This is a genomic window from Streptomyces sp. NPDC051913 (assembly GCF_044593635.1).
Lineage (GTDB): Bacteria > Actinomycetota > Actinomycetes > Streptomycetales > Streptomycetaceae > Streptomyces.
Genome location: NZ_JBIUCI010000002.1, coordinates 824293 through 834325 on the forward strand (window position 1 = coordinate 824293; position 10033 = coordinate 834325).

Genomic DNA, 10033 nt, shown 5'->3' on the forward strand with positions numbered 1-10033 from the left:
GGAGCCACGTTATCGCGGAACATGATGACAGTCAGAGCGGTATACCGGATTCCCGATCGAGGGAGGGAGGAGGACGATGGAGGGGGGACCCCACGGCCCCGGTACCGCCGAGAGCACGACGAGTATGTGGAGCACCGTGAAACGCCTGCGCTGGCCGAGTTGGATGCCGATCGACCCGTACATCCTGCTGCTCCTCGGGACGGTGGGCCTCGCCGCCCTCCTCCCGGCCCGCGGCACGGGTGCGGACGTGGCCTCCGGCGCCTCCACGGCCGCCATCGCCTTCCTCTTCTTCCTGTACGGCGCCCGCCTGTCCACCCGCGAGGCCCTGGACGGCCTCAAGCACTGGCGGCTCCACGTCACCGTCCTCGCCTGTACGTTCGTGGTCTTCCCGCTGCTCGGCATGGCCGCCCGCGGACTCGTCCCGGTGCTGCTCACCCAGCCCCTCTACCAGGGGCTGCTCTTCCTCACCCTGGTCCCCTCGACGATCCAGTCCTCGATCGCCTTCACCTCCATGGCCCGCGGCAACGTGCCCGCCGCGATCTGCGCCGGCTCCTTCTCCTCCCTCGTCGGCATCGTCATCACCCCGCTGCTCGCCGCCGCCCTGCTCGGCAGCAGCGCGGGCGGCTTCTCCGCCGACTCGCTGGTGCAGATCGTGCTCCAGCTGCTGGTGCCGTTCGTCGCGGGGCAGGTGCTGCGCCGCTGGATCGGTAACTTCGTCACCCGGCACAAGAAGGTCCTCGGCCTCGTCGACCGCGGCTCGATCCTGCTGGTCGTCTACACCGCGTTCAGCGAGGGCATGGTCCAGGGCATCTGGCACCAGGTCAGCGCGCTCCGGCTGGCCGGACTGCTCGTCGTGGAGGCCGTGCTGCTCGCCGTGATGCTCGCCCTGACCTGGTACGGGTCCAAGGCGCTCCGCTTCGGCCGCGAGGACCGCATCGCCATCCAGTTCGCCGGCTCCAAGAAGTCCCTCGCCTCCGGACTGCCCATGGCCAGCGTCCTGTTCGGCGCGCACGCCTCCCTCGCGGTACTGCCGCTGATGCTCTTCCACCAGATGCAGCTGATGGTCTGCGCGGTCATCGCCAAGCGCCGCTCCCACGACCCGGAGCCCGGCGTCACGTCCCCGGCTTCAGCCGCAGCATCACGAATCGCGGTCGGTACAGGGACACGTTCCGGTTGAGCTGAGCCGCCGCGGCGGACGGCTCCAGCCAGTTCACGTCGTAACTGAGCACCAGCCGTCCGCCGTCGCCCAGCGCGGGGTGCACCTGAGGGTTGTAGGCCGCCACCTGTCCCTCCGGCAGCGCGGGGGTGAAGTCCTTCGTCGGACCGTGCCAGGGCCCGCTCGGCGAGCACGCCCAGTACGAGGTGACGGTCGTCAGCCCGGCCGTTCCCGCGGCCATCGTGAACAGCACGTACGTGCCGTCCACCCGCGTCACCGAGAACGCGCTGCCCACGCCGGTGCGCCTGCCCATGTTCCCGAGGACCGCGGCCGGCGTCGCCCCGGCCCTCCAGTCGGAGCCGTCCCAGTACTGCCAGGCCCCCGGCTCCGCGAGCCTGCCGTCCGGCACCCGTGCCGCGAACGCCGACGACACCGGTCGGGAGACCGCCTGGCCGTCGTCGCCGCCGAAGACGTACGTCCACCCGTCCCGCTCGACGAGCGTCGTACCGAACAGCACCCGCCGGGACGGATCGGGGACCAGTTGCTGGTCCAGCACCTTGACGATCGACTCCACCCGTAGGCCGGGCAGGGACAGCGTGGCCACCTCGGTGGCCGTGGGCGTCCCGTAGATCCAGGGCGCGGCGGCCGCCGTCCGCACCCACAGCACCACCCGCAGGACCTGCTCGGACGACCCCGGCGACCGGGGCTCCACCCGGGCCGCCACCGGCCACCGCCACTGATTCGGCCCGGGATCGGGGAACAGCGGCGCCGGGAGCGTGCTCTCCAGTCGCCCGCCCCGCATCACCACCGCCGAGTTCCGCACGAGCGGCGCCGCCGTGTCCCGCCAGGCGTACGACTCGCCGACCGGGTTGGGCGGCGCGTACACCTGCCCGAGGTAGGTGTCGGAGAACAGCCACAGCACCCGCCCGTCCGGCAGCCGCACCGAATGAGTGCCGTCACCGCCGGTCCAGTCGTCCGCCCGGGTCGCGTCGTCGCCGTACCGGGCGAACTCCGAGGTGAGCCCCTTGTCCGCCGACCACGACCCGACGGAACGCGGTCCGCACCCGGCCGCGTCGCGCCGCTCCTCGTCCTTGGGCAGGGCCGTGAGCAGCACGGCCCCGAGAACCAGGGCCAGCACCAGACCGAGCCCCGTTCCCGTCCGCTGTCGTGCTCGTACGTCGTCGGGCACGCCCGGGACGTTAGTGGCTGTCGCTCACCTGGTCCATGGGGCCTCGGAGACGGCGGGGCCCGGCGCCGGTGGCGGCCGGTGTCGCATGATTCGGTCCGCCCGACTCGGGGCGTCACGGTCGGAGTACGACCTTTCCGAGGTTGCTCCGCGTCTCGATCGCCGCGTGCGCCTCGGTCGCGTCGGTGAGCGCGAACTCCGCGTGCACGGCGGGCTTCAGCGTCCCTTGTCCGAACATCCGCCACAGCTCCCGCCGCCACCGCTCGTACGACTCCGGCTCCCCGCGGGCGATCCGCGCCATCTGGAAGCCGATCACGGACTTGCCGCCGACCAGCAGGTCGTACGCCTGGATGGTGCCACCCCCCGAGCTGTACGCCACGAGCCGGCCGCCGGGGGCGAGCGCGGCGAGGGCCGGGGTGAGCAGATCGCCGCCGACGGCGTCGAGGACGTGGTCGACGGGCTCGCCCCAGCTCTCGTCGGCGTACAGGACGACCTCGTCGGCGCCCAGGGACCGTACGAAGTCGGCCTTCGCCGCGTTCGACACGGCCGCCACGACCCGCCCGGCACCCCGGGCGCGGGCCAGCTGCACCGCCAGGTGGCCGACTCCGCTCGCCGCGGCGGTGACGAGGGCGGCCTCGCCCGGCACGGGGCGGGCGGCCTCCAGGGCGCCGTACGCCACGAGGCCGCTGCGGACCAGTGCGACCGCGTCCACGGCGGAGGCGGCGTCCGGCACCGGTGAGGCCATGGCCTCGTGCAGCAGCGCGAAGTCGGCGTAACCGTGCCCGAAACAGAGACCGGTCACCCGGTCGCCGACACGGAAGCGCGTCACGCCGCCGCCGACGGCGACGACCTCGCCCGCGACCTCGCCGCCCAGGGGGATCGGTTCGGCGGCCTCGGTGACCTTGCGGACCACGGGGAGCGTGACGCCGATCGCCTCGCAGCGGACCAGGAGTTCGGCGGGCCCGGGCTCGGGGACCTCGGCCTTCTCCAGGAACAGGGGGCCACCGGTGGACTCGTACCGGATGCGGCGCATCGCACCTCCAGGAATCGTTGGGAGGCCCCATGATATGAGCGAGATCGTGGGGGAGTCCAACGAATTTTCATGGGGGGTCCCCACGAATTTCTTGCTAGGCTCCGCCCATGTCCGAAGCCCCCCTCGCCGAGATCCGCTCCCTCCCCAGCTGGCTGCTCGGCCGGGCCGCCGCCCGGGGGCGGGGCCTGGTGGCCGACGCGCTGGCGGGTGAGGGCATCAAGATGTGGCACCACGTGGTGCTCTCCGCCGTCCGGGACCTCCAGCCCGTGGCCCAGGCCGACATCGGGCGCGGCGTCGGACTGGACCCCAAGGACCTGGTGGGCGTCCTCAACGACCTACAGGTCGAAGGACTCGTCGTACGCGACCTCGATCCGCGCGACCGCCGCAAGAACGCGGTCTCGCTCACCGACGCCGGCGCGCGGCTGCTGAAGCGCTGCGAGAAGGCCGCCCGCAAGGCCAACGACGAGCTGCTGGCCCCGCTGTCGCCGGCCGAACGCGACCGTTTCACGGACCTGTTGATCCGGATTTCCGGTACGGAGGGCTGACGGCGGATAACGTTCCGTCATGACCGCACCCCTCGCGCTCGACCCCGCGCGCAGCGCCCTCGTGCTCGTCGATCTGATGGACCGGATCGTCGCGCTGTCCCTTGAGCCCCGCAAGGGCGCCGAAGTCCTCACGACCGCACAGGAGTTGGCGGGCGCGTTCCGCGCGGCCGGCGCCCATGTCGCCCTCGTCCGCGTCGAGCGACCCGGTGTTTCCGAACAGCCGCCCGGCAGCGGGCTGGTGGCGGGCCTGGCCGCGGCCGGCGACATCGAGGTCGTGAAGCGCACCATCGGGGGCTTCCAGGGCACAGGACTGGACGAGCGCCTGCGCGAACGCGGCGTCACCACCCTCGTGTTCGGCGGCATCGCCACCAACCTGGGCGTCGAGTCCACGGCCCGGGCCGCCGGCGACCTGGGCTACGACCTGGTGTTCGTCGAGGACGCGATGGCGGCGCTCACGGCGGCGGAGCACGACGCGTCGGTGCGGCTGGACTTCCCCCGGCTCGGCACGGTCGTGCGGGCGGCGGAGGTGCACTTCACGGCGTCCTGACCGCCCCGTTCCCCTCGGCAGGCGTGGCCTGGAAGGCGATGCGTTCCTCACCCGCGTACACGTTCATGGACGCGCCCCGCAGGAACCCCACCAGCGTCAGGCCCGTCTCCGCGGCCAGGTCCACGGCCAGCGAGGACGGCGCCGAGACCGCCGCCAGCACCGGGATGCCCGCCATCACGGCCTTCTGCGCCAGCTCGAACGACGCCCTGCCCGACACCAGCAGAATCGTCCGCGACAGCGGCAGCCCGCCGCTCTGCAGGGCCCGCCCCACCAGTTTGTCGACCGCGTTGTGCCGCCCCACGTCCTCCCGTATGTCCACCAGTTCCCCGTCCTCGGTGAACAGCGCGGCGGCGTGCAGGCCCCCGGTCCGGTCGAAGACCCGCTGCGCCGCGCGCAGCCGGTCGGGGAGGCTCGCGAGCAGCTCGGGCTCGACCCGGACCGGGGGAGTGTCGGAGATGGGCCAGCGGGCCGTGGTCCGCACCGCATCCAGGCTCGCCTTGCCGCACAGGCCGCAGGACGAGGTCGTGTAGACGTTCCGTTCGAGGGTGATGTCGGGAATCTGCACGCCCGGCGCGGTGCGCACGTCGACCACGTTGTACGTGTTGGAGCCGTCCACCGTGGCGCCCGCGCAGTACACGATGTTCTGGAGATCACCCTGCTCGGCCAGCACCCCCTCGCTGACGAGGAAGCCCGCGGCCAGCGCGAAGTCGTCGCCGGGGGTACGCATGGTGATGGCGAGCGGCTTGCCGTTCAGCCGGATCTCCAGCGGCTCCTCGGCGACCAGGGTGTCGGGCCGGGTGGAGACCGCCCCGTCCCGGATGCGGATCACCTTGCGTCGTTCCGTGACTCGTCCCATGGCTGCTCAGTCCCGGTTCTGTATGTACTGGTGGCCGAAGCGGCCCTTGATGCAGAGATTGCCGTGGGCCACCGGGCTGTCGGGCGGGGAGGTGACCTTCACGATCTCATTGTCCTGCACGTGCAGGGCCAGCTCGCAGCCCACCCCGCAGTGCCCGCACACGGTGGCCGTGACGGTCTGCGCCGGTTCGTCCCAGGCGCCCGCCCTGCGCAGGTCGAACTCCGACCTGACCGACAGCGCCCCCGTCGGGCACACGTCGACGCAGTCACCGCAGAACACACAGGCCGAGTCGGTGAGCGCAGCGTCGTACTCGGCCCCGACGCGGGAGCCGAGGCCGCGGCCGAGGACGGAGATCGCGAACGTGTTCCGCCCCAGGTCGCCGCACGCCCGCACACAGTGGCCGCAGCGCAGGCACTTGCCGTGGTCGCGCACCAGCAGGCCGTTGTCGACGACCGGCTCCTCCGCGACGCGGGCCGCGTCCGCGCCGAACCGGTCAGGCCGGGCGCCGTACTCCTCGATCCACGCCGCGATGCCGGGCGTGGTCGACAAGTCGACCGAGGAGGCGAGGAGTTCGAGGACGGTCCGGCGGCTGTGGCGGGTGCGCTCGGTGTCGGTCCGTACGGCCATGCCGGGTTCGGCCTCGCGAGAGCAGGCCGCCACCAGGGCACGGGAGCCCTCGACCTCGACGACACAGAGGCGGCAGGCGGAGGCGGGGGCGCGGGTGTCGAGGTGGCAGAGGGCCGGGACGTCCTTGCCGGCCGCCCGGCACACGTCCAGGAGCGTCGTGCCCTCGGCGGCACGTACCGGCTCCCCGTCGAGGGTGAGGTCGAGCAGCCGACGGGGGACGCCGAGCGACGGCACGGTCATCCGTACACCCCCAGCCGCTCCACGCCCGACTCCACGGCGTTCCACGCGTTCCGCCCGAGGCCGCACAGCGAGGCGTCCCGCATCGCCCGGCCGACCTCCCCGAGGAGCGTGACGTCGTCGGCCGCGGCCGGGCCCGGGCGGTCCACGATCCGGCGCACCGCCTCCGCCTGGCGCACGGTCCCGATCCGGCACGGCACGCAACTCCCGCAGGACTCGTCCCGGAAGAACTCCGCGACGCGCAGCAGCAGCCGGGGCAGCGGCACGGTGCCGTCGAAGGCGATGACGACGCCGGACCGGACGGGTACGTCCAGCTCGTCGGGGCGTACGAAGCGGCCGGCGGCTCCGCCGAGCAGGACCGCGCGCAGGCCCGGCCGCACACCGGCCCGCGTGAGCAGCTCGCCGAGTGTCGTCCCGGACGGCAGCTCGTGGACCCCGGGCCGCTCCACACCTCCGGACACGGAAACGAGCCCCGACCGGTACGCGGCCGGACCGCCGGTGAGGATCGGCAGTACGTGGAGCAGCGTCTCGACGTCCGCGACGACCGTCGGCCCGCCGAACAGGCCCTTCTCCGTCGGGAAGGGCGGCGTCGGACGCGGCTCCGGGCGGTACCCCTCGATGGAGCGGAGTACGGCGGTCTCCTCGCCGCAGACGTAGGCGCCCGCGCCGCGCCGGATCTCGATGTCGAAGCTGTGGCCCCGGCCGAGGATGTCGTCGCCGAGCAGCCCACGCGCGCGTGCCCGCTCGACGGCCCGGCGCATCCGTCGCGCGGCCCGCGGGTGCTCGCCGCGCAGGTAGAGGTAGCCGTGGGGCGCGCCGACGGCGTACGCCGCGATCGTCATCGCCTCCACCAGCGCGTACGGGTCGCCCTCCATGAGCACGCGGTCCGTGAAGGCGCCCGGCCCGGACGCGCTCGCGTTGCACACGAGGTGATGCGGGTGGCCGGGCCGCGACGCCACGGCCTGCCAGGCGAGACCGATGGGGGTGGCCCGCGGGGCAGGGCCGCTGGGGAAGGCGGCGTCGCCGTGCCCGACCAGACCCGAGTCGACGATCTCGCGGAGGACGGCCGTGGGGCCGAGCGCGAGGGCCCGGCGCAGTGCCGTGTATCCGCCGTGGGCGCGATAGTCGTCCAGTGAGGACGGATCGACGACGCCGACCCGCGTCAGCAGCGGCAGCGGTGGAGGTGGCGGGACGGCCACGCCGGTCTGCTCCTTCTTCGGCGGCGTCGGCGTGGGATCGCCCGCTCGCGCTACCGCCGCCCGGGCCGGTGGCTCCTCCGGTGCCGAGTCGGGGGCGGTCGCGGCGAGGACGGTGGCCTCGACCGTCGCCGGCGCCGACACCGCCGTACGCACCGGATCGCCCGCCTTGATCGTGAGCGCTGCCGGAGCGCGCTCGCACAGGCCGAGGCAGGGGGAGTGGCGGACCATGACCCGGTCGTCGCCGTCCAGGCGGGACGCGAGTCCGGCGCACAGGGCGGCTGCCCCGGCGGCCGTGCAGGTCAGGTCCGTGCAGACGTGGAGCACGGTCGTGGGCCGGGGGGACACCGAGAAGAGGGCGTACGAGGTGGCGACTCCGTAGGCCTCCGCGGGCGGCACGGTGAGCCTTCGGCACAGATGGGCGAGGGCGCCCCTGCTGATCCAGCCGATCCGGTCGTTGAGCGCGTGCAGGCCCGGCAGCAGCAGGTCGCGGCGATCGCGGGCCGCACGTCCGCCCCGGGAGTACCTGAGGTCCTCCTCGGTCCGCTCCGCGCCCTCCCACGAGGACGCGGGAGGGCCCAACAACTCGTCGACGGCCGCGCGTTCGTCGTCCGTCGGCTCGCTGTCCCCGAAGCGCAGGTCCATGTCCCGTCACCCCACGTAGGTGACGAGCGGGAGCTTGTCGATCCGGATCGCCGTCGCCCTGTACTCGGCCGTCCCCGCGATCGGACAACGGGTGTTCGTGGACGGCTGGTCGGTGTCGTCGCCATGGTCCGGAAGGCGCAGGGTCGTGAAGGCCAGCCCCGGGCGCAGGGCGGTGTCGATCCACACGGACACGACGACCGAGCCGTGCCGCGAGGTGATCCGCACCCGCTCGCCGACCACGACCCCGTAGCGTTCCGCGTCCTCCGGGCACAGCTCCACGAAATCGCCTCGACGCGGAAAACGACCCTGCTGTCCCACCGGGTGGTGGGAGTCGAGCCGTCGGCCCGTGGTCAGCCGGATCGGGAACCGCTCGTCGGTGAGGTCGACCGGCGGGACCTGCCGCACCAGCCCGAAGGGTGCGCGTCGCCCCCGCAGCGCCGGGTCGTCCGCCCACAACCGGCCGTGCAGATAGGGGGGTTCGGTTCCGACCGTGTTCGGACACGGCCACTGAAGTCCCTTCTCCGCCTCCAGTCGTCGGTACGTCATCCCGTAGTGGTCCGGCGACACCGACCGCAACTCGTTCCAGACGGCCTCGGCGCCCGCGTACTCCCACGCATGCCCGAGACGCCGGGCCAGGTCGCAGAGGATGTCGATGTCGTCGCGGGCCTCGCCAGGCGGGTCGACCGCCCTGCGGACCCGCTGAACCCGCCGCTCGCTGTTGGTGGTCGTCCCCTCGGACTCCGCCCAGCCGGCCGTCGCGGGAAGGACGACGTCCGCCAACTCGGCGGTGCTCGTACGGAACATGTCCTGTACGACGAGGAAGTCCAGGGCCTTGAGGCGCCGCGCCTCGACGGGCGCGGGGTCCTCGCCGAGGCAGTGGAGGGCCCGCACGCCGCCCGTCTCCATCTCCTCGAACATCTCGGCCAGGTTCAGCCCGTAGTGCGGCGGCAGGGAGGTGTCCCACGCGGACTCGAACCGCAGCCGGGCATCGGGGTCGAGAACGTCCTGGAAGCCGGGCAGCCGGTGCGGCACGGCTCCCATGTCGACGGCGCCCTGGACGTTGTTCCGCCCGCACAGCGGCTGAAGTCCCGAGCCCCCGCGGCCCACATGGCCGGTCAGCAACGCGAGGTCGATCAACGCCCGTACGGTGTCCGTGCCGTTGTGGTGAGCGGTGACGCCCAGGGTCCAGCAGATCTGGGCACGCTCCGCTCGGGCGTACGCGTGCGCCAACTCCCGTATGGCCGGGGCCGGTACGCCGGTCACCTTCTGCGCGAGCGACAGCGTCCACGGTTCGACCAGCGCCCGGTACTCCTCGAAACCGCTCGTCGCCCGCTCGACGAACGCCTCGTTGACCAGCCCCGCCTGGATGATCTCCCGCCCGATCGCGTGCGCCAGCGCGATGTCGGTACCGACGTTGAGGCCGAGCCAGCCCTCCGCCCACTCCGCGGTGGACGTCCGCCGTGGGTCGACCGCGTACAGCCGGGCGCCGCGGTGAACGCCCTTCAGCACCTGCTGGAAGAACACCGGGTGCGCGACCCGGGCGTTGGAACCCCACATCACCACGACATCGGTGTGCTCGATCTCGGCGTACGAGGACGTACCGCCACCCGATCCGAACACCGCCGCCAGGCCCGCGACGCTCGCCGCGTGGCTCCTGCGGTCGACTGAGTCGACGTTGTTGGTGCCCATCACGACCCGGGCGAATTTCTGCGCCAGATAGTTCGTCTCGTTGGTCGCACGGGCGCAGGCGAGCATCCCGAACGCCCCGCGACCGCGCCCGAGTCCCTCTGCGGCCCGGTCCAGTGCCTCGTCCCAACTCGCCCTGCGCAAAGGCTCGTCGCGCCCGTCCCGCACGAGCGGGTGCGTGAGCCTGGGGTTGCCTCCTCGGGCGCCGCGACTCATGCGGCGGTCTGGTGGGCGAGGAGGTCGCTGAGGGCGTGGATGGTGGTGAGGGTGGGGACGGGGGTGTGGGTGAGGGTGGCGAGTTCGATGACGGCGGTGAGGA

9 protein-coding genes and 1 pseudogene are annotated in these 10033 nt (G+C 72.8%); 3 read left to right on the forward strand and 7 right to left on the reverse strand.

Going from position 1 to position 10033, the window contains the following annotated elements; translation table 11 throughout:
* The first annotated feature begins 163 nt into the window (after positions 1 to 163).
* On the forward strand, positions 164 to 1177 hold the full coding sequence (locus tag ACIHIX_RS08890; protein ID WP_399951980.1) for a bile acid:sodium symporter family protein: 1014 nt from the start codon (positions 164 to 166) through the stop codon (positions 1175 to 1177).
* On the opposite strand, the gene ACIHIX_RS08895 is transcribed toward ACIHIX_RS08890, so the two are convergent.
* A complete protein-coding gene (locus ACIHIX_RS08895) occupies positions 1113 to 2345 on the reverse strand; it encodes a DUF4185 domain-containing protein (protein WP_399951870.1) in 1233 nt (410 codons plus the stop codon). The genes ACIHIX_RS08890 and ACIHIX_RS08895 overlap by 65 nt on opposite strands.
* Before the next feature lie 112 nt (positions 2346 to 2457).
* Positions 2458 to 3375 (reverse strand): zinc-binding alcohol dehydrogenase family protein, encoded by a 918-nt coding sequence (locus ACIHIX_RS08900; RefSeq protein ID WP_399951873.1) that lies wholly within the window; start codon positions 3373 to 3375, stop codon positions 2458 to 2460.
* A 107-nt stretch (positions 3376 to 3482) separates the two neighbouring features.
* Between ACIHIX_RS08900 and ACIHIX_RS08905 the strand changes: the two genes are divergently transcribed.
* Both ACIHIX_RS08905 and ACIHIX_RS08910 read left to right on the forward strand, forming a co-directional pair.
* Positions 3483 to 3920 (forward strand): MarR family winged helix-turn-helix transcriptional regulator, encoded by a 438-nt coding sequence (locus ACIHIX_RS08905; protein ID WP_399951876.1) that lies wholly within the window; start codon positions 3483 to 3485, stop codon positions 3918 to 3920.
* Positions 3921 to 3939: 19 nt separating this feature from the next.
* The gene (locus ACIHIX_RS08910; RefSeq protein ID WP_399951879.1) at positions 3940 to 4467 is read left to right on the forward strand and encodes an isochorismatase family protein; all 528 of its coding nucleotides are present in this window, start codon (positions 3940 to 3942) and stop codon (positions 4465 to 4467) included.
* Here the strand turns inward: ACIHIX_RS08910 and fdhD are convergent.
* From fdhD to ACIHIX_RS08935, 5 genes and pseudogenes are all read right to left on the reverse strand, one after another.
* Complete coding sequence (gene fdhD / locus ACIHIX_RS08915) at positions 4454 to 5323, reverse strand: formate dehydrogenase accessory sulfurtransferase FdhD (RefSeq protein WP_399951881.1); 870 nt, start codon at positions 5321 to 5323, stop codon at positions 4454 to 4456. The genes ACIHIX_RS08910 and fdhD overlap by 14 nt on opposite strands.
* Before the next feature lie 6 nt (positions 5324 to 5329).
* Positions 5330 to 6190, reverse strand: a complete 861-nt coding sequence (locus tag ACIHIX_RS08920) for a 2Fe-2S iron-sulfur cluster-binding protein (protein WP_399951883.1) — start codon at positions 6188 to 6190, stop codon at positions 5330 to 5332.
* Positions 6187 to 8028 (reverse strand): NADH-ubiquinone oxidoreductase-F iron-sulfur binding region domain-containing protein, encoded by a 1842-nt coding sequence (locus tag ACIHIX_RS08925; protein ID WP_399951886.1) that lies wholly within the window; start codon positions 8026 to 8028, stop codon positions 6187 to 6189. The genes ACIHIX_RS08920 and ACIHIX_RS08925 overlap by 4 nt, the downstream gene beginning before the upstream one ends.
* 6 nt (positions 8029 to 8034) lie before the next feature.
* Positions 8035 to 9930: a molybdopterin oxidoreductase family protein gene (locus ACIHIX_RS08930; RefSeq protein WP_399951889.1), complete on the reverse strand. Its 1896-nt coding sequence runs from the start codon at positions 9928 to 9930 to the stop codon at positions 8035 to 8037.
* A pseudogene (locus ACIHIX_RS08935) lies at positions 9927 to 10033 on the reverse strand (oxidoreductase); the annotation flags it as partial. The pseudogene ACIHIX_RS08935 and the gene ACIHIX_RS08930, both read right to left, overlap by 4 nt.

Bases quoted from the DNA above. Each gene is read 5' to 3' on its own strand.
- ACIHIX_RS08930 (WP_399951889.1), bottom strand. From the start codon at position 9,930: ATGAGTCGCGGCGCCCGAGGAGGCAACCCCAGGCTCACGCACCCGCTC.
- fdhD (WP_399951881.1), bottom strand. From the start codon at position 5,323: ATGGGACGAGTCACGGAACGACGCAAGGTGATCCGCATCCGGGACGGG.
- ACIHIX_RS08920 (WP_399951883.1), bottom strand. From the start codon at position 6,190: ATGACCGTGCCGTCGCTCGGCGTCCCCCGTCGGCTGCTCGACCTCACC.
- ACIHIX_RS08905 (WP_399951876.1), top strand. From the start codon at position 3,483: ATGTCCGAAGCCCCCCTCGCCGAGATCCGCTCCCTCCCCAGCTGGCTG.
- ACIHIX_RS08910 (WP_399951879.1), top strand. From the start codon at position 3,940: ATGACCGCACCCCTCGCGCTCGACCCCGCGCGCAGCGCCCTCGTGCTC.
- ACIHIX_RS08890 (WP_399951980.1), top strand. From the start codon at position 164: ATGCCGATCGACCCGTACATCCTGCTGCTCCTCGGGACGGTGGGCCTC.
- ACIHIX_RS08900 (WP_399951873.1), bottom strand. From the start codon at position 3,375: ATGCGCCGCATCCGGTACGAGTCCACCGGTGGCCCCCTGTTCCTGGAG.
- ACIHIX_RS08925 (WP_399951886.1), bottom strand. From the start codon at position 8,028: ATGGACCTGCGCTTCGGGGACAGCGAGCCGACGGACGACGAACGCGCG.